19 protein-coding genes are annotated in these 25,840 nt (G+C 50.3%); 16 read left to right on the top strand and 3 right to left on the bottom strand.

The window, feature by feature from the left end; all coding sequences use genetic code 11:
- The first annotated feature begins 35 nt into the window (after positions 1 to 35).
- The 10 genes from glmU (at position 36) to creD (ending at position 13,622) form a co-directional block, all read left to right on the top strand.
- Complete coding sequence (gene glmU, locus C2M17_RS13015; protein WP_105201174.1) at positions 36 to 1,397, top strand: bifunctional UDP-N-acetylglucosamine diphosphorylase/glucosamine-1-phosphate N-acetyltransferase GlmU; 1,362 nt, start codon at positions 36 to 38, stop codon at positions 1,395 to 1,397.
- A 199-nt stretch (positions 1,398 to 1,596) separates the two neighbouring features.
- A complete protein-coding gene (locus C2M17_RS16085; protein WP_233997995.1) occupies positions 1,597 to 3,702 on the top strand; it encodes a S8 family serine peptidase in 2,106 nt (701 codons plus the stop codon).
- Positions 3,591 to 6,617 carry an Ig-like domain-containing protein gene (locus C2M17_RS16080; RefSeq protein ID WP_233997994.1) on the top strand — a complete coding sequence of 1,009 codons (3,027 nt, stop codon included), beginning with the start codon at positions 3,591 to 3,593 and terminating at the stop codon, positions 6,615 to 6,617. The genes C2M17_RS16085 and C2M17_RS16080 overlap by 112 nt, the downstream gene beginning before the upstream one ends.
- Positions 6,618 to 6,866: 249 nt before the next feature.
- On the top strand, positions 6,867 to 7,691 hold the full coding sequence (locus tag C2M17_RS13005; protein WP_158677978.1) for a MipA/OmpV family protein: 825 nt from the start codon (positions 6,867 to 6,869) through the stop codon (positions 7,689 to 7,691).
- Positions 7,691 to 8,083: a DUF3019 domain-containing protein gene (locus C2M17_RS13000; protein ID WP_105201172.1), complete on the top strand. Its 393-nt coding sequence runs from the start codon at positions 7,691 to 7,693 to the stop codon at positions 8,081 to 8,083. The genes C2M17_RS13005 and C2M17_RS13000 overlap by 1 nt, the downstream gene beginning before the upstream one ends.
- On the top strand, positions 8,083 to 8,799 hold the full coding sequence (locus C2M17_RS12995; protein ID WP_105201171.1) for a response regulator transcription factor: 717 nt from the start codon (positions 8,083 to 8,085) through the stop codon (positions 8,797 to 8,799). The genes C2M17_RS13000 and C2M17_RS12995 overlap by 1 nt, the downstream gene beginning before the upstream one ends.
- Before the next feature lie 5 nt (positions 8,800 to 8,804).
- Positions 8,805 to 10,004, top strand: a complete 1,200-nt coding sequence (locus tag C2M17_RS12990) for an ATP-binding protein (RefSeq protein ID WP_105201170.1) — start codon at positions 8,805 to 8,807, stop codon at positions 10,002 to 10,004.
- Positions 10,005 to 10,110: 106 nt separating this feature from the next.
- On the top strand, positions 10,111 to 10,785 hold the full coding sequence (locus C2M17_RS12985; protein ID WP_105201169.1) for a response regulator: 675 nt from the start codon (positions 10,111 to 10,113) through the stop codon (positions 10,783 to 10,785).
- Positions 10,772 to 12,250: a two-component system sensor histidine kinase CreC gene (creC, locus tag C2M17_RS12980; RefSeq protein WP_199774424.1), complete on the top strand. Its 1,479-nt coding sequence runs from the start codon at positions 10,772 to 10,774 to the stop codon at positions 12,248 to 12,250. The genes C2M17_RS12985 and creC overlap by 14 nt, the downstream gene beginning before the upstream one ends.
- Positions 12,251 to 12,326: 76 nt before the next feature.
- Positions 12,327 to 13,622 (top strand): cell envelope integrity protein CreD, encoded by a 1,296-nt coding sequence (gene creD, locus C2M17_RS12975; RefSeq protein ID WP_105201168.1) that lies wholly within the window; start codon positions 12,327 to 12,329, stop codon positions 13,620 to 13,622.
- A 72-nt stretch (positions 13,623 to 13,694) separates the two neighbouring features.
- Here the strand turns inward: creD and C2M17_RS12970 are convergent, their stop codons facing one another.
- Positions 13,695 to 14,993, bottom strand: coding sequence for a LysM peptidoglycan-binding domain-containing protein (locus C2M17_RS12970; RefSeq protein WP_105201167.1), 1,299 nt, complete (start codon positions 14,991 to 14,993; stop codon positions 13,695 to 13,697).
- Positions 14,994 to 15,421: 428 nt separating this feature from the next.
- Between C2M17_RS12970 and C2M17_RS12965 the strand changes: the two genes are divergently transcribed.
- A complete protein-coding gene (locus C2M17_RS12965) occupies positions 15,422 to 15,724 on the top strand; it encodes a DUF6482 family protein (RefSeq protein WP_105201166.1) in 303 nt (100 codons plus the stop codon).
- A gap of 5 nt (positions 15,725 to 15,729) precedes the next feature.
- Here C2M17_RS12965 and C2M17_RS12960 read toward each other — a convergent pair whose 3' ends face one another.
- A complete protein-coding gene (locus C2M17_RS12960) occupies positions 15,730 to 16,632 on the bottom strand; it encodes a retroviral-like aspartic protease family protein (protein ID WP_105201165.1) in 903 nt (300 codons plus the stop codon).
- Positions 16,633 to 16,796: 164 nt separating this feature from the next.
- On the opposite strand from C2M17_RS12960, the gene C2M17_RS12955 reads away from it, so the two are divergent.
- The 4 genes from C2M17_RS12955 (at position 16,797) to C2M17_RS12940 (ending at position 23,652) form a co-directional block, all read left to right on the top strand.
- Positions 16,797 to 17,567: a DeoR/GlpR family DNA-binding transcription regulator gene (locus tag C2M17_RS12955; RefSeq protein WP_105201164.1), complete on the top strand. Its 771-nt coding sequence runs from the start codon at positions 16,797 to 16,799 to the stop codon at positions 17,565 to 17,567.
- A 55-nt stretch (positions 17,568 to 17,622) separates the two neighbouring features.
- Positions 17,623 to 19,443 carry a glutamine--fructose-6-phosphate transaminase (isomerizing) gene (glmS, locus tag C2M17_RS12950; protein ID WP_105201163.1) on the top strand — a complete coding sequence of 607 codons (1,821 nt, stop codon included), beginning with the start codon at positions 17,623 to 17,625 and terminating at the stop codon, positions 19,441 to 19,443.
- Between the two features lie 227 nt (positions 19,444 to 19,670).
- On the top strand, positions 19,671 to 22,142 hold the full coding sequence (locus C2M17_RS12945) for a cation-translocating P-type ATPase (protein WP_105201162.1): 2,472 nt from the start codon (positions 19,671 to 19,673) through the stop codon (positions 22,140 to 22,142).
- Between the two features lie 736 nt (positions 22,143 to 22,878).
- Positions 22,879 to 23,652: a hypothetical protein gene (locus tag C2M17_RS12940; RefSeq protein ID WP_105201161.1), complete on the top strand. Its 774-nt coding sequence runs from the start codon at positions 22,879 to 22,881 to the stop codon at positions 23,650 to 23,652.
- Between the two features lie 141 nt (positions 23,653 to 23,793).
- Here C2M17_RS12940 and C2M17_RS12935 read toward each other — a convergent pair whose 3' ends face one another.
- Positions 23,794 to 25,236, bottom strand: coding sequence for an amidohydrolase family protein (locus C2M17_RS12935; RefSeq protein WP_105201160.1), 1,443 nt, complete (start codon positions 25,234 to 25,236; stop codon positions 23,794 to 23,796).
- Positions 25,237 to 25,457: 221 nt separating this feature from the next.
- Here C2M17_RS12935 and C2M17_RS12930 point away from each other — a divergent pair, with 221 nt between their 5' ends.
- Positions 25,458 to 25,691 carry a TIGR02647 family protein gene (locus tag C2M17_RS12930; RefSeq protein WP_105201159.1) on the top strand — a complete coding sequence of 78 codons (234 nt, stop codon included), beginning with the start codon at positions 25,458 to 25,460 and terminating at the stop codon, positions 25,689 to 25,691.
- The last annotated feature ends 149 nt before the right edge of the window (positions 25,692 to 25,840 follow it).

The raw sequence follows: 25,840 nt of genomic DNA, 5'->3' as shown, positions 1-25,840 counted from the left end.
TCATGTGACAGTGGATGCGAAAAAAGGATATTAGAATGAATTTGACCACAGTTATTTTGGCCGCGGGTAAGGGAACTCGCATGCGCTCGAAGCTTCCCAAGGTATTGCACCCAATCGCCGGTAAGCCTATGGTGCAGCACGTTATCGATAATGCCAAAGCCCTTGGCGCTAAAGCCACGAATCTGGTTTATGGCCATGGCGGCGAGATGCTGCAACAGCAATTGACCGGTAATGAGTTGAACTGGGTTCTTCAGGCCGAGCAGCTTGGTACAGGCCACGCAGTCGCGGTGGCCAAAGAGCACATTGCGGACAATGATACCGTGCTTATTCTTTATGGTGATGTGCCGCTTACGAAGAAATCGACCTTGGAAAAACTCTTGGCAGCAACACCTGAACGTGGTTTGGCCGTATTAACCGTAGATCTTGAAAACCCGACCGGCTATGGTCGTATGCTGCGTGAAAATGGCAAACTGGTTGGTATCGTTGAGCAAAAAGACGCGACCCCTGAGCAACTGGCCATCACAGAAATCAATACCGGTATCATGGCCTGTAACGGCGGTCTGTTGAAAAAGTGGTTAGGCAATCTTTCCAATAACAATGCCCAAGGCGAGTACTATCTTACGGATATCGTCGCCATGGCGCACGCTGAGGGCGTAGAGATCAGTTCAAGCCAGCCGGAGCACCCCATGGAAGTGGAAGGTGCTAATAACCGCGTACAGCTCGCTCAGTTAGAGCGTGCGTATCAAGCATGGCAAGCCGAAGAGCTGATGATTAACGGCGCCAGCCTGGCCGATCCTGCCCGTATCGATGTGCGCGGCACGGTCACCACGGGCCAGGACGTACAAATTGACGTAAACGTTATTTTCGAAGGCAACGTAGAGCTGGGCGACGATGTGATCATTGGCCCTAACTGTGTGCTGAAAAACTGTAAAATTGGTGATGGTGTGGTGATCAAGGCCAATACCCTGATTGAAGATGCCACAGTGGCCGCCAAATGTACCCTGGGCCCATTTGCACGCCTGCGCCCGGGTGCGGTGATGGAGGAAGACTCGCACATAGGTAACTTTGTGGAGATGAAGAAATCACGACTTGGCAAGGGTTCAAAGGCAAACCATTTGACCTACCTTGGCGATGCGCAAATCGGCGAGAAGGTAAATATCGGCGCCGGTACCATTACCTGTAACTATGATGGCGTGAACAAGTCGCAAACCATTATCGGCGACAACGCCTTTATCGGTTCTAACTCATCGCTGGTGGCCCCGGTTGAGATCGGCAACACCGCCACCGTGGGTGCTGGCTCGGTAGTAACCGCTAAGGTGGGTGATAACCAGTTGGCCGTAGCTCGCGCAAAACAGCGCAACCTGGATGGCTGGCAACGCCCGGTTAAGAAGAGCTAAAAGCCCTTCCATCATATAAAAAAGAGCCGCTTTTGTTAGCGGCTTTTTTTTATCTCACCCAGCAACAAATGTCACAAAGTGCATCAAAGTGTCTTTTTTATTACCAGTAAATTGCAGGTATATGAATAAAACATAACCATCGGCGTGGGGAAGTTATTACAACTTCATTACAAAAAATAAACAACACCGAAGGTTAAGTATGTTTAACTTGAAAAAAGTCTCCTTTATGGTGGCTTCAGCCTTGTATATCGGCAGTTCAGCGGCCAGTGCCGTGAATGCTTCTGCCGAGCAATGGGTTGCACCATCATCAGACTACGCGCCAAAACCTATGATTGAAGAAATGCATTGGTCGGGCGACGTTGCTCAAACTGTAAAAAAACAGGGAAAGATCTTCCGCGCGGAAGAGGGTGTGCATGGTGAGCATACATATATTGTCGAGCTAGAGGATGCGCCACTGTCGGCGTACGATGGTCAAATTAAAGGTCTGGCTGAAACAAAATCAGTCGTAACCAGTGCTCGCACTCAACAAGGCCAGCCCCTGAACCTAAATACACAGGAACTTTCTAGTTATAACAAATACCTGAGCTCTCAGCGTCAAAACTTCATTACCCAAGCCAGCGCTTTGCAAGGCTTAAGCGTGAATGTTGAGCGCTCCTACTCGGTGGCAATTAATGCCTTCACCACCAGCATGACGCAAGACGAAGCGATGCGTTTGGCTAAAGTACCGGGTGTAAAACGCATTACCCGCTCAAAAGTGTATGAACTTTCAACCTTTAACACCATTGAACAAACAGGTGCGAAGCAACTATGGGCTAATGCTTTTGGTGGCGGCTCTAATAAAGGTGAAGGCATGGTTGTGGGTGTAATTGATACTGGTATCAATTCAGACCACCCATCTTTTGCTGAAGTGGGTGGTGATGGCTATGTTCACGAAAATCCACTAGGTGAAACATTCTTGGGTGACTGTGCGAGCGCTGCATTCTCAGACAAGTGTAATAACAAGCTAATTGGTATTTACTCTTACCCTGAAATCACCAATACCTACAGTGATCCTGTGTTTGCAGAGTCGCGCCCGGCCTATGGTGAAGACTATAACAGCCACGGTTCACACGTAGCGGGTACTGCAGCGGGTAACATTCTTTATGATGTACCATTCAAGCTAGCGGACGCTGCGGCGCAATCAACGGGTGTGGCAACGGATCTGGTCTTTGAAGAAGTATCTGGTATGGCACCACACGCTAATATCATCTCTTACCAGGTATGTTGGCCAGGCGGTTCGGGCGACCCCTATGCGGGCTGTCCAACAACCACTATTCTGGCGGCTATTGAGCAATCGATCATCGACAATGTTGATGTACTGAATGCGTCACTGGGTGGTCTTGAAGAAGATCCTTGGCTAGACCCAATTGAACAAGCATTCTTCAATGCTGCCAATGCCGGTGTATTCGTTGCCGTAGCTGCGGGTAACTCAGGCCCTGAATTAAGCACAGCCGACCACTCATCACCTTGGGTAACTACGGTTGCTGCTCATTCACCGTCTTCAATTGTTGACTTCGGTGCAAAGTCGTTGGCAAACATGTCCGGCGGTGACACTGCTGCGCCGGCCGCTATCAAGGGTTACTCTTCAACATTTGAAGAAGTGACAGGCCTTATTGTTAAGGCGGAAAACTTTGAGAACCCGGGTACAAACTCATTCAACATCGCGGATTGTGATATCCCATTCCCTGCTGGTACATTTGATTTAGCGGATGACCCGGCCACGGTAGATATCGATGAAAGCACACAAGACGTGATTGTTACCTGTCGTCGTAGCTCGCGTCCGCTGTACGAAAAAGCAAATAACGTTGCAGCGGGTGGTGCTGAAGGTGTCATCATTTACAACCGCTTTAGCTTCCAGGATAGCGCATCTATTCCAGTGCTTCCGCACCCATTACCGGCAATTCATATTACCAATGCCGATAGTACTGAGCTTCTCAATTGGCTGGACTCAGGCTCAGGTCATATGGGTACAGTCACCGGTGCCCAGAGTGAGATTGTGCCGGTAGACAAAGAGCGCGTAGCCTACTTCTCAGGCCGTGGCCCATCTTATTTTGGTATCGATACCATGCTGGTGGATATCGCAGCACCGGGTGTAGATATCTATGCGCCGAGCTCGGATGATCAGCCATTCACCAACAACCCACGCACCGCTGATTGGCAAACCATGTCGGGTACCTCAATGGCGAGTCCGACGTTGCCGGTGCCGCTGCCTTGCTACAACAATCTCACCCGGAGTGGTCTGTATCTCAGGTGCAATCGGCATTGATGTTAACTGCTGGTAACGATCTAACCAATGCTCGTTTCCTAAGCAACTATAAAGATGATGGTATCAAGTCGAGCTTACAAGACATGGGTGCGGGCCGCATGCGTGTTGAGTTGGCCGACAAAGCAGGCCTAACCCTGCATCAAGATATCGCCGATATGGCCGATGCCAACCCGTCAACGGGTGGTCACGCAGAAGACCTGAACACAGCCTATGTTGTGGATAATACATGTCCAACAAGCTGTACATTCGTGCGTGAGTTCACTGCGACAGAAGACGCAAGTTGGACGGTACACACTGAAGAGTGGATTGGTGCCTTCGAATTAACTGCTGAGCCGGCACAATTTGATATTAAAGCCGGTGAAACGCAGCAAATCGTTATTACCGCCACCAGTAAGCCGCACTCAAGTGCAGCTAGCTACATAGATCTAAGTGGTAACCAAGGCCAAGTGACGCTGGTTTCCAACAACAGTGCTTCACCTGTACTTGAATTGCCAGTATGGACTTTCACTGGTGACCGCGGTCTTCCTGACTACGTTAAAGTTGAGGCACACCGTACTTCTGCTGCTATCGAAGTAGGTCCATTCAATACCGCAGAAGTAACAGACTTCACAGCACGTAGCTACGGCATGGTTAAAGGTGATGCGAAGACCCTTAAATTCTTCTCAGATCCAACCGCTGGAGACCCATTTGATCTTCATGAAGAAGAAGGTGAAATGGTTAACATTAACCACGTCGAGTGGACACAAGTGCCTGAAGGCAGCAAGATGTACAGCGCGAGCGTGGTTGGCGCTGGTATCACTGAGCGTATGATCCTCTTTACAGGTCAGGACGCCAATGGTGATGGTATGGCCAGCATGGACGAAGTGCTTTGTATGTCTACCAACTACAACATCAACAACTTCTGTAACATCGTTGAGCCGAATGCGGGTGATTATTTCACTGTGTTTATGAGCACAGCCTATGTTCCTTACGGTGAAGTAGATGAAGGCCGTGATGTGACCATAGCAACCGGTGTTGTAGGTCAGGATATGGGTGGCTTGGTTGTTAGTGCCGAGCAGCAAATTTCTGGCTACGAACAATACAATGTCAATCTTGCGTACAACCTACCAGAAATGGAAATCGGTGATATCTACTTTGGTGGTTTCGACCTTGGTTCAAACCCTGAAGATGCAGGTAACCTAGGTTATGTACCTGTACTTGTCACGCAAATTGATGATGACGTTACCTTCACTGCAGACAAGCACAAGGCGAGCCCAGGCGATGTTGTTAACTTCACCGTTGATGTGATTGCTAACAATGAAACGCAGGCGCGCAACTTTGCGTTGACCACTGAATTCCCTGAAGGCATTCAGATCATTGCCGACAGTATTGTTTCTACGGCTTCTACACCTGTGACACCTGAAGTAACAGATAACATGTTGTCATTGGTTGGTGTACAGGACACAACTAAAGACGTTGTCCGTAACTACATCATTACAACTAATATCACGGATCAGAGCTGTTCACTGTTAGCGGGTAACTCACCGTACCCGGATTATCTGAACTTGCGTGACCTAGGTTGGCGCACGCTTGAAGGTGTAGAAGGTAATTACAGAAACGAATATAAGTACTCATTTAAAGAATTGATGCAAACCGATATGGATGTGAAGTTCCCATTCTTTAACAAGTATCACTTCGACTCAATCAAGCTAAACCCAGCAGGTCTGGTAACCTTTGGTGATACGGGCCGTACAACGCCGTTCCACGTTGAATTCCCACGTGCAGCGAGCATGCCGCCTCCGCCACCTTACATCATCGCGCCTTTCTGGGTAGGTGATAACACTATTCCTGAGCGCATTGACGCAAGCTCTCGTGTTGAAGGCGATCCTAATGCGGGTATCACGCCAACCTTTACTTACTCACGTGAGTGGTTAGTACTGGAGTGGGATAACGTTGAGCGTACTTACACCGACGGTCAAAGTGTCGACTTTGAAATGTTTATGCGTATGGGCATCAACTATGAGCCGGGTGAGTACGAGCTGATGTTTGCTTACGACAACGTTAATCTGGTTGATAATCAGGGCTCTATCGGCTTTAAAGCTGCCGATGGTCGCATCTTAGTCAATGGTGACATCCCAATGGATGTAAATATTGGTGATGGTTTCGCTTATGACAACATCAACGACCTTGTACATGACGGCTTAGTAGTTTGTATGGACTACACAGGTCCAGAAATCTCTAAGTTCAGTGTGAGCTTTGATGCCTATGTTTCTGAAAAAGCAGCTAATCAGGTACATACATTGTACGTGAACAATGGCCTTGAAGGTTCAGACACCGAGCGCTTGAGCGTAGATCTAGAGGTAATGGGTAACATCACCTTGGTAGACTTAAAAGACCTTTCTGTTGCTGAGAACGAGTCTGTCAGCTTCGATGTTATCTACGCAGATAAAAACGGGGTGAGTAATGAAATCCTGGTAACCGGTGACAACGTAGCCGCGCAAGTGAGTGGCCATGACTCTGGTTCAGCCGTGACCTTAACACCGACTGCTAACTTCCACGGTGAAACCGAAATTACCGTGACGGTTAAAGACAGTGTTAACGGCACCGATATGGCCTCGCAAACCTTTATGCTAATGGTGGTTTCCGATGGCGAAGAGCTAGGTTGTACCGACCCTACAGCAACTAACTTTGATGTGTTAGCCAATACTGATGACGGTAGCTGTACATATCCAGAGCCAGTTGAAGTGTTAGGTTGTACTGACCCAGCCGCAACTAACTACGATGCATCGGCTGACACTGATGATGGTAGCTGTACATATCCAGTACAAGTAACGCCTGAAGAGCCAGTGAAAGCAAAATCATCAGGTGGTTCTATGGCCTGGATGTTATTGCTATTCATGCCGTTAGCACTGCTTCGCAGAGCTCGTAACGGTTAACTTTCATAGACCCTAGTAAGTAAAAGCCAATTGGAAACAATTGGCTTTTTTTCTTACCCACCAGCACATTTTTTTCTTATTAATAGAGTTTCTAAATTGTTACAAAAGTGTACATTAATTGCGTTGACTGGCACCCCCCCTCGGGCGATGCTGCTACCTCAATTAAAGCGGTGTTTTTCATTAATGAGAGTCGGTAGCAAGGTGAATAAGGCGGGGCTATTTCTGATAATTGCGCTATTGAGTGGCGCTGTGAGTGCGAGTGAAGAAACTATCTACACCGCTCAATCAGGATGGCAGTTTGGTCTTAGCGCCGGTTATGGTGAGATCGAGAACCCGATTCATGATGCCGATGATATTCCCTTGTATGTGATCCCTAAAGTCGAAGTGTTTTATGGCGACTTTGCCTTTAGCAATTTTGAACTATCTTGGACACCCCTGAGTAACGACAACCACCAGCTGTCCTTCATCAGTAAAATGAATCGTGATGGTTTGTATTTTATTGATAGCCTGGCAGCGAGCTCGGTTGTTGCTTCTTTGACGTCCACCGTGAGGCCAGGGGCGCCGCGCCCGCCCAGCACCCAGCAAGAGCCACAACAACCCAAAGTATCGAAAAGAGTGGGGGATATCACCAAAATACCCGATCGGGAGTTATCCTTTTTGGCTGGCGCCCAGTACCTCTTTGATTGGCAGCAATGGCGTCTTAGTGCGAGCTATTTTACTGAAGTGACCAATTATCACCATGGTCAAGAAGGCGCGCTGGTGCTTTCTCGTTATCAGCGGTGGCATAAGCATTTACTCGTTGCCGCGGCTGAGCTTCAATACCAGAGTAATGAAATAACCAAATACTATTATGGCAGTCACCGCCAGGAAATTGCCGCTGGTTTTTCGTTGTATCAGCCACAGCATGCGTTCAATAAAGGCCTGCAGCTAACCTACCAATATCAAATTAACGAAGATTGGCGATTTATTTCCGATCTTAAATGGCAGGTGCTAGACAGTGAAATTGCCGACAGTCCGCTAGTATCGAAGCAACATTTGCTTTCTTACTACGCCGGGGTGGCTTGGAGTTTCTGATGAGTCAACGTGTGGCGATGCAGCTTTTCATAACCCTGGTCACCTTGCTTATGCACAGCGGCAACGCCAGCGCGCTTGAAAAGCACTATATCAAGGCGAAGCCGGGAACCTGCGTGACCACTCAAACCAGTTGCCAGATAAACCTATTATTAAGTTGGCAAGGAGAGCCTACCACGACCTATTGCTTGCAGGTGGAAGCCGGTGAGCCAAAACTAATTTGCGACGTCCCCAATCGTGCTCAGCACTATAAATTGTCATTGGAAGCAGCGTCCGATGTGATGATTTACCTAGTGCGTAAGCAAGATAAGCAGCGAGTTGCACAGGTGATGATCGACGTGCAACGTCACTTTCTAAATCAAAAGCGTCGCAAGGTAGCTTGGAGTATTTTTTAATGAGTGAACAACAAAAATCTATTCTTTATGTCGAAGACGACCTGAAATTGGCCGAGCTTATCTCTACCTTCCTAATATCTCATGGCTTTTCTGTGACCCATATTAGCTCACCGCATATAGCGGCATTTGAAATGGTGAAGCGGCGCTATGATCTGGTATTACTCGATATCGGCTTACCAGAAAGCGACGGCTTCAAGGTTTTTGAAGAGCTGCAGCGCCAGTATTCGGTGCCGGTTATTTTTCTCACCGCACGGCAAAGTCATGTGGATCATATTCATGCCCTGGAACTGGGTGCCGAGGACTACCTGACTAAGCCTATTTCACCTTCTATTTTACTGGCGCGTATTAACCACTGCCTGCGTCGCAATGAACTGAAATACTGTGCTAAGAATGCCGCCCAGTCGCAGACACTGACCATAGGTAATCTGGTGATCAATCGTTATCAGCGTCAGGCGAGTTTAAATGGAGACCGCCTCGAGCTCACCACCGGCGAATTCGATTTATTGGAGAAGTTGGCCTTTAATGTCGGTCAGGTGGTGAGTCGGGAGCATTTATTCGAGGCCGCCATTGGCCGCCAATACGATGGTCAGAATCGCACCATAGATGGACGTGTGAGCCGATTACGTAAAAAATTAGGGGATGCCGATGAGCACCCCAGTCGTATTATCACGGTATGGGGTAAGGGTTATATTCTTTCTCCGGATGCGTGGAAGTGAGTTAAGTGCTCAAGGTTTATGGCTACCTTTTTTCAACCCTGGTGCTGTGCTTAGGCATAAGCGCCTGGCTGATTAACAGCCATCTCGGCGACACCGCCATTGCCAGTGACGCCGAGCTTGCCCTGGCTCGGGGCATGCTGCAAGCGCCTAACCCACAGGCCAGTCACCTTATCAGCGCAATCACCCTCACCGATATTCACTTTGATCCCCATATAGACGAGCAACTGCGCAGCGGTGCCGTGGTGCCTATGCTGGATCAAGACAATCAGTTGCTATTTTATTACCTGGACGGCAGCCGGCAGCGCATCTTAGTGCTTGGCCCCTTGCCGCGGGCGCAGAGGGAACAGCAACAAGCGCTGATCAGCCTGCTGTTTTATACCAGTGTCGCGGTGGCTGTGCTGCTGGTGTGTTGGCCCTTGTTTCGCGATCTCACCCGGCTGCGTCAGGCCAGCAATAAGATTTCCGTCGGTAATTTTGCCGCTCAGGCCAGGCTTGGGCGTTTAAGTGCGATTAAACGCATCGGCGATGCCTTTGATGAAATGGCCGAAGAGTTACAAAACCAAAGCGACTACCAGCGTCAGCTGATCAATGCGGTATCTCATGATTTCTTCACGCCCATTAGTCGCGCTAAATTTGCCCTGGAAATGGCCGCCCACCAGCCCAGTGGTGCAGTTGACTGCAATAGCGTGTTGCAAGATATCACCGAGCTGGAAATGCTGGTGGAGGAGTTCCTCACCTATGCCGAACTGAATCAATGCAAGCCAGTGATCCGTCCGGTCGTCCATGATGCCAGGGAGCTGTTGGAGCAGGGCTGTGATAAATTTCGTATCTATAGCGATTTGAACATACATATAGATTGTCACTGTGATGTGATTGAGGTGGATAGGCGCAGTTTCCTGCGTATTCTCACCAATTTAATGAGCAACGCCGTACGTTTTGCCCACACCCAAATTCATATCAGTTTGCGTGCTCACCCGCATGGTATTGAGTTGAGCGTGGCCGATGATGGCCCAGGCTTTAATGAGCAACTCAGTGGCAGGCTGTTGCAGGCATTTGTTAAAAACCATCAGGTTGCCCAGCGCGAGCAAACCGGCGTGGGTCTGGGCTTATCTATCGTTAGCAAGTTGTGCCTGTGGCACGACGCCGATCTGCAATTGGAGCAAAGTAGAGTATTAAATGGAGCCTGTGTGCGAATAGTGTTTTAGGCCTGTTTATCTTTTCACTTATTACCACCGCTGCTTTCTTGATTAACGGTGAACGTCCTGTAACTATATGTGGGGAAAATAAAAAATAGACCCAATGGACACCTGCATGACGAACCAACAGATAGTGGTGATTGAAGATGAGCCGGCCATAGCCGATACCCTGGTGCATGTAATAGAACAAGCGGGGTTGAGCGTCAGCTGGTGTGCTACCGCCGCGCAGGGGCTGGCCGTTATACAAGATGAGCAGGTGGCTTTGGTGTTGCTCGATGTGGGTCTGCCCGATGGTAATGGCTTTGAACTGTGTAAACAGATACGCAGCTTCTCTACTGTGCCCATTATCTTTTTAACCGCCCGCAGTGATGAAATCGACAGGGTGGTGGGTCTGGAAATCGGCGCCGATGACTATGTTACCAAGCCCTTTAGTCCCCGCGAGGTGCTGGCCCGCATTAAGTTACGTATGGTCAGGAGCGACACTCCAGAACCCGCAGCGGCGCAGGTAAGTACAGATCTGCATGCCCGCCAGTATGACTTTTATGTCGGCGCACAGGCGCTGCAATTAACAGCGCTGGAGTATAAACTGCTACACAAACTCCATAGTCATCCGCGACAGGTATTTAGCCGTGAGCAACTTATGTGTGCCGCGGATATGGCCAACGCATCTCATTATGCCCGCAATATCGACTCCCATATCAAGGCCATTCGACACAAGTTGAAGAGCCATGACCTGGCTGAGGTGATCCACACCAAGCGCGGTTTCGGGTACTTTTATGAGCCAAAGTAACGACCGCTCCTGGGTCGATAAATTGTTTCAATGGCCGCGCATTCCTCTCGGTCTGCGGCTTTTTCTCTTGTATGTTGTAGTGGTGGCCTTGACTACCTATGTGGTCAGCTCGACCGTGATGCGGGAGATTAAACCCACGGTGCGCCAGGTGAGTGAAGAAACCCTGGTGGATATGGCCAACCTGCTGGCAACCTTGGCGGCTCCCCACCTGCAGCAGGGCACCTTATCGAACAGTGAATTTGCCGAGCTTCTGAGCCATTTTGGTCAACGTGACCCGAACGCGGCGATCTGGGGCGTGGATAAAAGCAGTATTAACCACAGAATTTATATAACCGATGCTAACGGTATCGTCCTGGTTGATTCCTGGCAGCGGGATGTTGGCGCTGACTTTTCCCGATGGAACGATGTTTACCTGACGCTGCGTGGCGAGTATGGGGCGCGCTCAAGCATACAAGAGGGCGAGGATCCGACCTCTACCGTCATGCATGTGGCGGCGCCCATTCGCGGGGATGGTGAGATCATTGGCAGTGTCACCGTGGCCAAGGCCAATCGCTCGGTGCAACCCTTTATCGATAAAGCTAAATATCGGGTGCTGACCTGGCTGGTGGTGATGAGTGTGGTGGCCTTGTTGCTCGGTGCCTTGATCGCCTGGCGTATCAATACGGCGCTGGATAAGCTGGCAAACTATGCGGCCAAACTGGGTCGTGGCGAAAAGGCCAGGCAACCGGTATTTCGCATCTTCTATGAATACGGGCAGCTGAGTGAGGCGCTGGCGGCCATGCGTGCCAAACTGGATGGTAAAAACTATGTGGAACAATATGTGCAAACCCTGACACATGAGCTGAAAAGCCCACTGAGTGCCATAAAAGGAGCCAGCGAGCTGTTACAAACGCCGCTGACGGAGCAAAAGCAGCGACTCTTTGCTAGTAATATTGAGAAAGAAAGTGAGCGCATGCAGCAGCTGATCGACAACCTCCTGGCTCTGGCCCGGCTTGAAAAGCAGCCGCAATTACAGAGCAAGAGGGCGATTGAATTGGCGCCTTTAATTAACCGAGTATGTGAATCCATGCTGGCCACCATCACCCAGAAACGGGTGCAGATGCAGGTTAATTGTGACCCTGGGCAAAGTCTGCTTGGTGATGCCTTCTTGGTGCAACAGGCGCTCTACAATTTACTGGAAAATGCCCTCGATTTTGTTGTTGTTGGCGGTGAGGTGAGTGTGTCTGTGCAGACGGAGCCAGATCGCACCCTGATACAGGTTTTTAATCAGGGCCCGGCTATCCCCGATTATGCTCTTAGCAAGGTGTGTGAGCGCTTTTATTCGTTGCCGCGCGATAATGGCCACAAGAGTTCTGGCCTGGGCCTGACCTTTGTTGAGCAGATAATGCAATTGCACCAAGGTAAGTTACTTATTACCAATGAGTCCGACGGGGTGCGCGTGACCTTGATCTTTACAACTCCATAAAATCTCCACATTAGCCGCACCTAAACTCCAACCTTGTTGAATAAGCTAGGTTTATTCATCACATGGAGTTTAATAAATGAGACAAAAATTAGGTAACAAATTACTCATTATCGCCGGCCTTGTACTGCTTATCTTGGTGCCAATTATGATGATCAAGGGGCTGATAATGGAGCGCTCCGAGCGCCATCAGGAAGTGCAGCAGGAAATCGCCCGTAGCAGCAGTGGCGAGCAAGGCATAATAGGACCGTTTCTGTATTTAGAATATATGGAAACCAAGCATAACGAGCAGGGGCAAAGCTATTCCGTGCTACACAAGCAGGTATTCTTGCCGAGCGAGTTAAAATGGCAGGCGCAGCTAAGCACCTATGAGAAGTTTCGCGGCATCTATAAAGCCAACCTTTATCGCTCGCAAAACGATATTTCCGCCACCTTTAACACGCGCAAACTCAAGGACTATGCCGACAAGAATATTACCAAGCTGAATCTGGTGATGGTGGTGCAGGATATTCGCGGCATTGGCGTTGGCAGCGCTGTGCAAATGGCCGGTGAGTCACTGGTGTTTCAGCCCGGCAGTCAGATTAAACAACTGGCCGATGGCGTGCATGCGGCTGTGGATTTACAGACTCTGCTGGCACGGGACAAGGTGGCGGTGCAGATCAATCTTAACCTGCAAGGCATGAAGCGTTTTGCTATTGCCCCCGTGGGTGAAGAAACTCATGTCACCATGACAGCGGACTGGCCTCACCCGAGCTTTGTTGGTGACTACTTACCAACCTCTTCCAGCATAGATAGTGAACAATTTACCGCAAAATGGCAGACCAACTTCTTCGCTACCAATATGCAGGAGCTGTTTGGCAACTGCGTGCGCAGCAAGGGCGATTGCAGTAACTTAAGGGAGCGCAGCCTGGGCGTAAACCTGGTGGATGGGGTCGATCATTACCTGAAAAGTCATCGCGCCACTAACTATGCACTCTTGGTTTTGGTGCTGGTGTTTTCAAGTTTCTTTTTACTGGAGATCCTGCGCAAAGATGCGATTCATCCGGTGCAATATGGTTTTGTCGGCCTGGCCATAGCCGTGTTCTATTTGCTGCTGGTATCGCTCAGCGAACACTTTGGCTTTAATCTGGCTTACCTGGTATCGGCCTTGGCCTCGAGTTTGCTGTTAAGCATTTATGTGGCGGGTATGCTGCACAGTTCGCGCCAGGGAGCGGTATTCTTCGGCGCTATTGCGCTGCTGTATGGGGTTTTGTTTAGCCTGCTGGCGGCGGAGGATTATGCCTTGTTGATGGGGGCGACCCTGGTATTTGCGGTGCTTAGTTTGATCATGATGCTGACCCGCAAGTTTAACTGGTATGGCAATAATGAAGATTAGCGTGATGTCGTGACCATTATGTAGTTTAGAAAATAATAAGGCCGCTTTTTAGCGGCCTTATTTATATGGGGATTAGCTGCGTGATAAAAACAGCGTTAGGGTTTCGCCAATACGCAGGGTGTCTTTAGAGAGATTATTCCACTGCTTGAGCTTGGCCACGCTCACCTGATAACGACGGGCTATTTTCCACAGGCTATCGCCGGAGGCCACCTTGTATTCAATTTGCTCATCCGCCAGTACCGGCAAAATCAGCTTGTCACCTATACGGATGCGATCCGACTTCAGATTATTAAAGGTTTTTAATTGCTGCACCGTGAGCGAATAACGTTTGGCGATAACGCTCAGGCTATCGCCTTTTGCTATGGTGTAATTTTGCCACTGGCTGTAATCGCCGTTTTGCTGGTCGGCGATCAGCGTCTGCCATTGCTGCTTGTCCTCTACCGGCACAACTATGTGTGGGGCGTCTATGATGGCCGGAAAGCGGATCACGCCATGGTTAAGTTGTTCCAGATTGCCCCATTTCGTTTTATCGGCCAGCACCACGGCACCTGACAGTGGCAAGGTGGTAATGCTTGGCTGGTTGGCTATCAGCGGAAACTCCATTTTCTGATGCTTAAGCAGTTGCACCGCCGCCAGCAATTTAGGCACATAGTGGCGAGTTTGCTTGGGCAATTTCAGGGCGAAAAAGTCGGTGCTTTTACCGGCTTTTTTATTGTTTTCAATGGCCTTTAACACACGGCCTTCGCCGACGTTATAGGCGGCTATGGTGTGATACCAGTCGCCGTCAAAGCGCTTATGCAGATACTCGATAAAGTCCAATGCCGCCTGAGTACTGTCGATCACATCCTGACGACCGTCATACCAAGGACTGATTTTCACGCCAAAATATTTGGCCAAAGATGGGGTGAGCTGCCACAGACCCGAGGCATGCTTATGAGAATAAGCACTGGCATCAAAGTCGCTTTCGATCAGCGGCATCAGTGCCAGCTCAATGGGCAGTTCGCGTTTTTCCACCTCGGTAACTATGTGGTACAGATAGGGCTCGGCGCGGCGGCTGATCTCTTCCATATAGTTAGGGTGCGATAAATACCAGTCGATGCGTTGCTGCACCGCGGGATGCTTTGAGTCGGCAAAGCTCAGTTGCATGCGAATACGTTGCCACACATCCTCAACCTGCTGTGGTGTCAGTGTGCTTGCTGTTTTGGTTTGCTGCTCGCTCTGCTTGGCGCTAGCATTATCGGTTGTGCTTGTGCCGGCACTGTTCTGGTTATCCGCAGCAGTCACATCCTGCTGCGTCTGGTTATCGTTTGACGGCGTGGTTTGACAGCCAGCCAACACCAGAAAAAAAGAAATAAGTAAAATTCGATACATAAAAATTCAGTGTTATTAAGATAAAAAGTTATATGTGCGCTACTTGGGTAGTAAGAGCGAAAGGGTGTGAGCTTAATCTGTTAACCTGAACACAAAGTGAGCTAAAACTGAGCGCTGGCTTAAGTGACTGAGCCACACCTAAATATTATTTTTGTTCTGTGAGTCAGCAGACCCTCAAAATAGACCACCTATTTTCCAGGTGGTTCCCTCTGTACTTGAACATAGCACAAAGGCGGGTTGAGAGCGCACATTTACTGCGTCTCTGAGCACCCAGTAAGCACCCCGACAGATATCGCCAAAAGGCCGCGCTATAAGCCTCAGAGGTGCTTTTTTGATTATAAGCGAGCAGGCATAAAAACAGATGCTTTTAACTCCTTTTATTCCTCTGCTACCTTTAAAGTAGGTGAGCACATTTTAGGAGCCACACCATGCAAGCCAATCTACTAAAAGCGGCCATCGCGGATAGTCACTATCGCGCTATTATCCTCAGTTATGCTGACGCCAATCACTATCTGGCAGGGGTGATAGATACCTTGGGTAACTATCATATTTTGGCTGATCATCATGAGGTTACCAAGTCTTTTAATTCGCTGCGTGAAGCAGAGCGGGCGTTATCGGCGCTCGGTGCCACCCAGGCGTTGTTAAAAATGCAGTCAGCTTATGAAGAGCTGGGGCCGCAAGATGACCTGGATGATCACACCTGTGATATGGAGTTACGAAGTTTGAGCTGAGGTGCTTATTGCTCCTCGGGCAGGCCTATATGGGCGTGGCCAAACTTGTAATCTATGGTGACGACAAAGTGTTTGAGAATATCGTAACCGAGGATCCCTTCGACCTTCGCGGATTTAATGCGGGTACCAGTCGTTGAGAATTGCTCCTCCAGGTTTGCACTTTGTCCTTCACCCGGTACGCTTACAAGTACATTTTCCAGCGTATAGGGGCCAAATTTAAATTCGTCGATACGCAAAGAGTTGGTGGTGGCCAAGGTATTGACCCCCATGCTAATCCCGGTGCTGAGCTCTTTATTGTCTAACCAGCCGAGACTATCGGCTACAGAGCGTTTGATGGTTAAGCCGCCATTACTGCCGGTATCGAGTAACAACCAAGCGCTGCGCTCTTCGCCCAAAGCGACCTTCACTATGGGTCTTCCAGTGCCACGCTGCGCGCGCATTTCGATGTTTTCCAGATCACCTAGATCTAGGCTGTCTCGCGTTATTAAACGCATACGACTGTTCGGGTAGTCTATTTGCACTATGAATTTATCGAAGAAGCCAGCACCGAGCAGAATGCCATTTGTGTGAAAACCCAATTGAGCTGCAACTAAGCCGTCTATTTGGGTATCGAACCCGAACAGGCTTAATTCGACTTGGTTATATGTTTTTTTGTCTTCAGTGCCGTAAACACCTTTGACCCTGATCCTGCCCGCGGCGGTTAAATCGAGCTTATTTTTTAAGATAAATGAGCTATTGATGGCATGTATTTGTGCGCCGGTGTCGAGTATGGCGTGAGTTTCAATGCCTTCAACGGTAACAGGAATGGTGATATGGCCATTACTTTGGCTAAAACTGGTCCATTTAGAAATAGCCGCTAGTGAAGGGAAGTTACATAAAATCAGAGTGATATAAATTAGTGTACGCATAGCTTTTCGTCCTTGTGCGCTATAAAAAGCAGCTTTGAGAATACAGAAATGTTACATCTATGTAAAATCAATCCTTAGTGATGTGCTGGGAATAACAGGTTGAGCTTTGCTTAAAGTTTCGACTATAATGCGCATCTTTCGAATCGAAACTTATTTATTGCTAAATGACCAAACGTAACACTCAACAGCGCCGCCACACCATACTTAACCAGGTTAATGAGCTGGGTGAAGTGTCGGTTGAAGCCTTGGCGGAGCAGTTACATACCTCAGAAGTTACGATTCGAAAGGACTTGGCCTCGTTAGAGCAAAGCGGTCTGCTATTGCGCCGTTATGGTGGCGCCATTGCGCTGCCGAAAGAGATAGTCGCCGGCAGCGAGTCGCAAGACTCGGCGCGCAAGCGCGCCATTGCTAAGGCGGCGGCGCAGCTGATTAAAGATCACCACCGCATCATTATCGACAGCGGCCGCACCACGGCGGCGATGATCCCCGAGCTGGCTTCTAAACGCGGCCTGGTGGTGATGACCAATGCCATCAATGTGGCCAGCCGGCTACTGGCGTTGGAGAATGAGCCCACCCTGCTGATGACGGGTGGCACCTGGGACCCGCATTCCGAGTCCTTCCAGGGCCAGGTTGCCGAGCAGGTACTGCGCTCTTACGATTTCGATACCCTGTTTATAGGCGCCGATGGTATCGATGTTTCCCGTGGAACCACCACCTTTAACGAGCTTATCGGTTTAAGCCAGGTGATGGCTGAGGCCGCTCGCGACGTGGTGGTGCTGGTGGAGTCGGAAAAAATCGGTCGCCGTATCCCGAATTTAGAACTGCCTTGGCAACAGGTCAGCACGCTTATCACCGACAGCAACCTGGCGCCCGAGTTGCGCCGGGAAATAAGCGCCCATGGCGTGCAGCTGATCTGTGCCGAGGTAAACGAATAAGCCCGACCGACAACATAGGGCAAAAAGACAACACATACGTGCAAATGGAGAATTTATGTGTGGAATAGTTGGTGCCGTTGCAGAGCGCCCAGTAAACAAGATTTTAGTTGAAGGCCTAAAGCGCCTTGAATACCGTGGCTATGACTCGGCCGGTGTGGCCTTGCTACAGGGCAATACTCTAAACAGCGTTAAAGCCGTGGGCAAGGTTGCCATGCTTGAGAGCGCCTTAAACGATGCCGGTGTATCCGGCACTACCGGTATCGCTCATACCCGTTGGGCCACCCACGGTGGTGTAACCGAAGCCAATGCGCACCCGCATTTGTCGAACAATGAACTGGCTTTGGTACACAACGGCATCATTGAAAACCACTCTAGCCTGCGCGAAGCGTTGAAGGGAGATGGTTATACTTTCCTATCGGAAACCGATACCGAGGTCATGGTGCACCTGATCCACCAGTTACGCCAGCAACACGACACCCTGTTAAGCGCGGTACAGGCCGCGGTTAAGCAGCTTGAAGGCGCCTACGGTACCGTAGTATTCGACAAGGCCAACGACAATGAAATCATCGTTGCCCGCTCAGGCAGCCCGCTGGTAATTGGTCTGGGTCTGGGCGAGAACTTTATCGCCTCCGATCAGCTGGCACTATTACCTGTAACTCGTAGCTTTATCTTCCTGGAAGAAGGTGATGTGGCGCGTATTACCCGTGACAGCGTCGAGATTTTCGACCTGAACGGCGAGCCGGTGGAGCGTGAGGTGGTGGAATCAAACATCACTCAGGACGCCTCGGGCAAGGGCGAATATCGCCACTATATGCTTAAAGAAATTTACGAGCAGCCGATGGCGGTGCGCAACACCCTGGAAGGCCGTTTACAAGATGACCGCGTAGCCGTGGATGCCTTTGGCGACAGCGCCACGCAGATCTTTAAAGACGTGCAGCACGTACAGATCATTGCCTGTGGTACCTCTTACCACTCGGGCATGGTGGCCCGTTACTGGCTGGAGCAGTTTGCCGGCGTCAGCTGTAATGTCGAGATTGCTTCCGAGTTCCGTTATCGTGAGTCGTTTGTGCACCCGAACAGCCTGCTGGTAACCATTTCTCAATCCGGTGAAACTGCCGATACCCTGGCCGCCTTGCGCCTGGCCAAAGAGCAGGGCTATATGGGCTCTATGACTATCTGTAACGTGCCTGGCTCGTCATTGGTGCGTGAATCTGACTTGGCCTTTATGACCAAGGCCGGCGCCGAGATCGGCGTGGCTTCAACCAAGGCCTTCACCACACAACTTGTTGGCTTATTGATGCTAACCGCGTCGATTGCCCAGGAAAAAGGCCTAAACCAGGCGGAAATCGTTAACGCCATTAAGACTCTGCCAAACAAGTTGGAAGAAGCACTCTTGCTTGCCGACGACATCGAAGCCCTGGCGGAAGAATTCGCCGACAAGCATCACTCGTTGTTCCTTGGTCGTGGCTCTCAGTACCCCATCGCCATGGAAGGGGCGCTGAAACTCAAAGAGATCTCTTACATTCACGCCGAAGCCTATGCGGCGGGTGAGTTGAAGCACGGTCCATTGGCGTTAATCGATGCGGATATGCCGATCATCGTTGTGGCGCCAAACAACGAGTTGTTGGAGAAGCTGAAATCAAACGTGGAAGAAGTGCGCGCCCGTGGCGGCATCATCTATGTGTTCGCGGATAAGGATTCACACTTCGAGTCTGACGACACCATGCGTGTGATCAACGTCAATCATGTTGAAAATGTGATTGCTCCTGTGGTCTACACCATCCCATTACAGCTGCTGTCTTACTACGTCGCCGTAATCAAGGGCACGGACGTCGACCAGCCTCGTAACCTAGCCAAGTCGGTTACCGTAGAGTAATCATAGGTTGAGAGGAAATAAAAAAGGCGCGGAAGCGCCTTTTTTAATGCAATTGACTCATCCTGAATACGGTTGGCACTTTTCCTACGTAAATTTGCTTTCAAATCATGCTCCTACGCAATCCCTTCGCAATAGCTCATTATCCAACCGGGCTTATGTTGTCCTATCGCCCCCTTATAAAGCGGCCTATATTTAGTGGGTTATGAACCTGAGCCAAGAGCGCCGCTATGCAACGCACAATTCCTCCCGAGAGACTGGATGACTTGAAAAAAGCCGACTCTGGGCTCGATGATGCGGAAATAACGCAACGGCGCATACGCTATGGCGATAACCGTATTGCCGAGCAGGTCAGCGGCGGCCTTTGGGCTTTGATTATCGACACCATCAAAGATCCTATGCTGTGGTTTTTACTGATCACCAGCGGACTGTTTGCTGTCACCGGCGAATTGACCGAAGCCGGCATTTTGTTGCTGGCCCTGATACCCTTTCTTGGCATGGATGCTTACCTTCATCGGCGCACTCAAGCCTCAACCCAAAGCCTGGGGCGTCGTCTGGCTTCCCAGGCGCGGGTTGTGCGTCACGCTAAAGAGCTCACCATTGCGTCCGTGGAACTGGTGCCCGGTGACCTGGTGCTTTTAGACCCTGGCGACTCGCTGCCGGCGGACGGAGTATTCGTTGGCGTGCAGCAGCTTCAGGTCGATGAGTCAACCTTGACCGGGGAAGCCTTTCCGGTACACAAGCTGGCACTGCAAGAGCCGGATAAGCTAAAGGCGACCGAGCGGGTTGCGGCGACGCATTGGGGATATGCCGGTACCCGTGTACTGACCGGCTCGGGCCGTATGCTGGTAACCCATACCGGGAAAGGCACCTTGTACGGTGAAATTATTCAGTCGGTGCTCCACGGCGGTCATCAGCGCACACCCTTGCAACTGGCCGTGGCCGAGCTGGTTAAGGTGCTGCTCATTATTGCCAGTGTCATTTGTGTGCTCTTGGCCGGAACCCGCCTTTACCAGGGGCATGGCCTCATCGATGCGCTGCTGAGCGGGCTGACCCTGGCCGTAGCGGCGCTGCCGGAAGAGTTTCCCGTGGTGCTCACCTTCTTTCTCGGGGTGGGAGTCTATCGGCTGGCGCGTCGTCAGGCCTTGGTGAGGCGTGCCGTGGTGGTAGAGAACATAGGCCGGGTTTCTTGTATCTGTACGGATAAAACGGGCACCTTAACCGAGGGGCGCCTGCAACTCGCGCATCACTACGCGGTCGGCGACATCGACGATACACGGCTGCTGCAGATTGCTGCCTATGCATCCCGAGCGGACAGCGGTGACCCTATGGATCAGGCTATCCTCGCATCAAGTGCTCCACTGGAGCATACAGTATTACGTACTTTTCCCTTTACCGAAGATCGCAAGCGCGAGACGGCGGTGATTAGGGAAGAAACAACGAAACTCATCGCGGTCAAAGGCGCACCGGAAACCATAATGGCCCTGTGCGATCTTGGTGAGACTGATATAGAGCGGTGGCAACATCAGGTCGAAAAGCTGGCGGGAACAGGGCACAAGGTGATCGCCTGCGCCTGGCAAGAGTTGGATGACCAGGCCCGCTGCGATCAGGAGCCTGAGCAGGGTTTTACGTTGGCCGGGCTGCTGGCGTTTGAAGACCCACTGCGCGACGGTGTAAAAGAAGCCGTGGAGCTCTGCCAGCAAGCTGGAATTCGGGTCATTATGGTGACGGGGGATCATCCTGCTACGGCGACGGCCATTGCCAGCGAAATAGGCCTGCACCAGGGGAAGCCCAGGGTGATAGAAGGAGAAGCCTTGGCAAGCAGTCTAACAAACCGCGAGAGCCGGGTGTTAGCAGAGGTGGATGTTATCGCGCGCGCCGTGCCCGCGCAAAAGCTAGCGCTGGTGCAGGCGCTTAAGCAAGGTGGCGATATAGTGGCGGTTACGGGAGATGGGGTAAACGACGTGCCGGCCATTCAGTCGGCGGATATCGGCATTGCCATGGGCGAGCGCGGTACCCGCGGTGCCCATGAGGCCGCGGCGATTATTTTGCTCGACGATAACTTTCGCAGCATAGTGCAGGCGATCGCCGAGGGGCGCCAGCTCTTTAATAATCTACGCCTGAGTTTTGAATACCTGCTGCTGGTCCACATTCCCTTGGTTTTAACCGCCGCGGTCATCCCTTTTCTCGGATATCCCGTTCTTTATCTGCCGATACATATCGTTTGGCTGGAGATGATCATTCATCCCACGGCGTTGCTGGTGTTTCAAAACAGTGCCGACACCTCGCACCTTGCCCCCGCTCAAACCAATGGGCCGGCCCGGTTTTTCTCACGGCGACACTGGGGTGTCATCGTTTTCAGCGGGATTGTTTTTACCTTGCTGATCACCTTTGCCTATATCCGCAGCCTGGGGACGATACAAGATGTGGAGCATGCCAGAGCCATGGCCCTGGTTGCACTGACCAGCGTCAGTGCCGGTATTACTATTGCCCTGAGCAGGCTGCGCACCCTGGCGTCCCGGGTTTTGGTGGTCTTCACCATGCTTGTCAGTGTTTTGCTGATTCAGGTCCCGGCTTTGGCCGACTTGCTACACCTGTCACCCCTGCACCTGGACGACTGGCTGGTAGCCATGGGCAGCGGATTTATCGCCGCGGCTATTCCCTTTATGCTGACAAGCCGGTCTAGGACTGGTGCCAAATAAGTAAAAAAATAATAATCAGGCTGCTCTTTATAGCTGGGGTCTTGGTCTTTGATACTGTGTTTTGGTAGCTGGTATATGCCTTTAGATTATAGGCATTTTATATCCGTGTGAAAAAATAACTCCCCAAAAATAAAATGGCGCTTTATGCGCCTTTTTTATGTGCGATTTAGAGGGAGAAGTCTTGGTAATACTGGTGAGTTGAAATCTGCGCGTGCTGGCTTGTATACAGCTTACGGCCACGCACGCCAGATGTATGATGCTAATCCGCGACCTAATGAAATAGCAGTAAATTTATCGGTAAACCTAATAAAATTGGTGGTGTTTTAAAATTAAATTACGCAGAGCGATAAATTTATTTTTCCTTTTCTGCTGCCTGAACAAACTGAATAAGTGACCTTGAAAAGGAAAAAATAAAACGGATAAATAACAATGCGTTAATTTTTTAGGTCGAGGGCGCTTGAAAGCTCATTAGGGGCTTCTGAACTCAAAAAGATCTGAAAAGATAGTAAGTAACTTCCGATAAATCAAAAAATTTTTTTATATTCCTTGTTTTTCTCACCCTTAAGAATGAATTTTTACTTGCAATCCCTTTAAATTGACTAAAATGTTTAGACCACATTTTTAACCAGAACGGTTATGTGGAGTACCGCAGTAGCAAGGTATTGAAGATCCCATAGTAGTTTTATGGCTCACAGTTATTAATCAAAAACTATGGTTTAAAAACCAGGGAGTTCACATGAAATTAAACACTCTACTACTCGCCGTATCTGTAACCCTCGCAAGTTCTGCTTTTTCCGCTTATGCCAATAATGCCTCGGCTAAGTTTGCGGCCGCTTGGAATGACGAACCTATAAAATTAGAGTCTATTGCCAGTACCACTCCGCCAGCGGATGGTGAGGAGCTGCCTCCTCACGAAAGACATGGGTATCTGCTGACCACCATCAAGGTGCCTCAAGACAAAGAGTTATTGGTCGGTGTGTCTGCGGAAATCGGCCTAGTCACGGATACCACTGTAAAAGGTAAAGATGGCGCAGCGGCAAAAGCCGTAGCGGGTGCCAGCGTTGAGGTGGAACTTGTTGCAGTTAAAGCAGGCACTGAGATCACTGCAGCCCCTGGTCCTGTGATGCTGTCTAAGCGTGTGCAGGAGCTGAGTGCCACCTTGGGTGGCGTGCTTGAGACCTGCACCGACCTTCCTGGTGATGACGGTTTACCTGATGGCACAATCGATGTGGCTACTGAGTGTACAACAACTGACGAACAAATTGGTTTAATGCAAGACACCCTAGCTTCTCACCACTTTAACTTCATTTTGCCTAATATGGATGCAGGCATCTATGAAATCAGAGCGAAGTTTTCAACTAGCGCCTCGGCGGCAGTGGAAGTTGACGGTGATACAGCCTCCGCTGATTCTGCGGCAAAAGCTCTTGTAGGTAAGACCATGGTGACCGTACAGCAAGTACGTGCGGTTAAAGGTAGCCTGGCTGATGTGGACATAGTGGAAAACAACTAAGGCAAACAGATGCCAAGGATAATGACTGCCTGCTTAGCAGGCGGTCATTGGGCTCAAACAATGTTTTGGGCATTGGTTAAAGCCATCAGCTGTTAGAGCTGATGGCTTTTTTTATTGCTTGTTGTTTAAACGCCGCAGCCCTTATTGAGCTTGTGCTGTAGCAACCTTTGCCTTCGCCGCATCGAGCATGGCTTGCAGTGCGGCGCTGTTATAGACCTGGCCACGGCTGATCAGGGTGCGGATATCACGGGTGTGACTAATATCTTCAAGCGGGTTGCTGCCAAGCAGCAGTAGATCGGCTTTTTTGCCCGCTTCCACGGCACCATATTCAGCTTCTTTACCCAGCCATTTTGGTCCCGTAAGTATCGCGCTTTGCAAGGCGCGCAGTGGGCTGAGACCGCCGTCGACATAAATGGCGAGCTCGTCATGCAATGCCTTACCCGGATAAATATAAGAATTGAGATAACCCGTGTCCGTACCGGCCATAATGGTCACTCCGGCCTGGTCTAGCAGGGGAAGAAGGTCCCGAGTGGCGCGAAAGCGGGCTTTGCGCTCGGTGATCTCATTGGCATCGGCGGCGGCCTTTTGTGCGGCACGCTCCACTCGCCAACTGTAGGTGGCTTTAATGCCTGGGCCGAGTAAATCGAGCTCCGGGTCATTCAGGTGATCGTCTTCGTCGATAAAGGCGATAATCTGGCTGCCTATCAGGGTAGGCACCACCGCGGTGTCGTTTTCGGCCAGGACACGGTATTTGCTTAGCGCAGTTTGCTCATCAAAATTGGCGCGAATAATGGGCAGGGCACTCCAGTAACTTAGTTCGCCGCTGCGCACCTTAGCGGAGATTTCCGCTTCATTACGGGCGCCGGCCTTAAGCAGGTAAGGCATGTGTTCAATGCCATCAAGGCCGGCCTTAGACACATGGGTGACCGAGAGCGCAAAAGGAATATGACCGCTGATTGGCAGGCCGCGTTTTTTTACTTCCTGCACCGCCTTCAGGTAGAGCTCGGGGGTCAGGGCGCTGTCGGTGATCTTAATAAAGTCGACGTCCATGGCCTCGAGCTGATCCAGCGCCGCATTCATTTCTGCCTCGGTTTCTACCTCCAGGTCGCCGGCCCAGATTGAGTTCTTCCCTTCTAGCTTGGGGCCCGAGGTAAACAGGGTTGGCCCAAGTAGTTCATTGTTATTTATCGCCGCCCGCCAGGTGAGCACTGAATCGCTGATATCGGCGGCGGCATCACGCACCGCGGTCACGCCATAAGCCAGGTACAGAGGCAATAAATTTTGGTTTTCTGCAATCAGTTTTTCGCCGCCACCAAAGTGCACATGCATATCCCACAGGCCGGGCATAATATACTGGTCTGTGCCATCTATTCTGGTACTGGCGTTAATGTGGTCGGCATTTTTGCCTACCCAGATAATTTTATCGCCGCGGATGGCCACCTGTTGATCGGCGTTAATATCGCCGCTGCGCACATCGATAACATCCACTTGCGAAATGAGCACGTCGGCCTGCATGGGTGCGGGAGTATTGCTGCAGGCGCTTACCAGCAAGGAGGCACACAGTGCCGGGAAAAGTTTAGTCATGGTCATCTCCTCAGTTTTCTTGAGCCTAACAGTGGCGACCGGCTGCCAACAGTTGAATGCGACAAAACGTGCTTGCTGGCGGATGAGTGCGTAATGGAAAAGTATAAGCAGAGCGGTTTCTAAGATGAAAGTGCGAAAATATGATATGGCGCAGGGCAAATTTTTTTTCATCGTCTAGCATTAATACAAGCGTGATAATAAAAGCAACAAAGGAAAATAATATGCGTATAAATCAAGCCATGGTTGACGAGATGGAGTTACTGGCTAAATTTCCTCGGGCCAGTCATATGCAGGGCATTAAGGTGCATAGCGATGCCGATGAAGCCATGCGCGAAGCGGCTCGACGCCTGTTTGAAAAGGGCATTACCGATAGCCCGGACGGCGGCTACCTGACCGACCTGGGCCTGGATTTGGTTAATCACCTCGACACCCTGCACAGCGCACTAAGCTGCTAATTCAAGAATGACCAAGGCGGCAAGCCCTTGCTGCCTTACTTGCCTCGTTTCCCTTTCCTTGACGTAAATGCCGGCCGCCTCGAAAGGTCGTTGAAAAATATTACTTCATAAAAAATCTTGCCTTGGAGTTAACACTAAGGTTTATGCTG

It is taken from the genome of Pseudoalteromonas sp. T1lg10 (genome assembly GCF_002964545.1).
Classification (GTDB): domain Bacteria; phylum Pseudomonadota; class Gammaproteobacteria; order Enterobacterales; family Alteromonadaceae; genus Pseudoalteromonas.
Note: the sequence above shows the minus strand (reverse complement) of the source record. Positions and strands in the feature narration are given on the sequence as shown.

Coding starts and splice junctions, on each gene's coding strand:
- glmS (WP_105201163.1), top strand. CDS start 17,623: ATGTGTGGAATAGTTGGTGCCGTTGCAGAGCGCCCAGTAAACAAGATT.
- glmU (WP_105201174.1), top strand. CDS start 36: ATGAATTTGACCACAGTTATTTTGGCCGCGGGTAAGGGAACTCGCATG.
- C2M17_RS12935 (WP_105201160.1), bottom strand. CDS start 25,236: ATGACTAAACTTTTCCCGGCACTGTGTGCCTCCTTGCTGGTAAGCGCC.
- C2M17_RS12955 (WP_105201164.1), top strand. CDS start 16,797: ATGACCAAACGTAACACTCAACAGCGCCGCCACACCATACTTAACCAG.
- C2M17_RS12985 (WP_105201169.1), top strand. CDS start 10,111: ATGACGAACCAACAGATAGTGGTGATTGAAGATGAGCCGGCCATAGCC.
- C2M17_RS13000 (WP_105201172.1), top strand. CDS start 7,691: ATGAGTCAACGTGTGGCGATGCAGCTTTTCATAACCCTGGTCACCTTG.
- C2M17_RS12970 (WP_105201167.1), bottom strand. CDS start 14,993: ATGTATCGAATTTTACTTATTTCTTTTTTTCTGGTGTTGGCTGGCTGT.
- creC (WP_199774424.1), top strand. CDS start 10,772: ATGAGCCAAAGTAACGACCGCTCCTGGGTCGATAAATTGTTTCAATGG.
- C2M17_RS16085 (WP_233997995.1), top strand. CDS start 1,597: ATGTTTAACTTGAAAAAAGTCTCCTTTATGGTGGCTTCAGCCTTGTAT.
- creD (WP_105201168.1), top strand. CDS start 12,327: ATGAGACAAAAATTAGGTAACAAATTACTCATTATCGCCGGCCTTGTA.
- C2M17_RS12940 (WP_105201161.1), top strand. CDS start 22,879: ATGAAATTAAACACTCTACTACTCGCCGTATCTGTAACCCTCGCAAGT.
- C2M17_RS12995 (WP_105201171.1), top strand. CDS start 8,083: ATGAGTGAACAACAAAAATCTATTCTTTATGTCGAAGACGACCTGAAA.
- C2M17_RS12965 (WP_105201166.1), top strand. CDS start 15,422: ATGCAAGCCAATCTACTAAAAGCGGCCATCGCGGATAGTCACTATCGC.
- C2M17_RS12945 (WP_105201162.1), top strand. CDS start 19,671: ATGCAACGCACAATTCCTCCCGAGAGACTGGATGACTTGAAAAAAGCC.
- C2M17_RS12930 (WP_105201159.1), top strand. CDS start 25,458: ATGCGTATAAATCAAGCCATGGTTGACGAGATGGAGTTACTGGCTAAA.
- C2M17_RS12960 (WP_105201165.1), bottom strand. CDS start 16,632: ATGCGTACACTAATTTATATCACTCTGATTTTATGTAACTTCCCTTCA.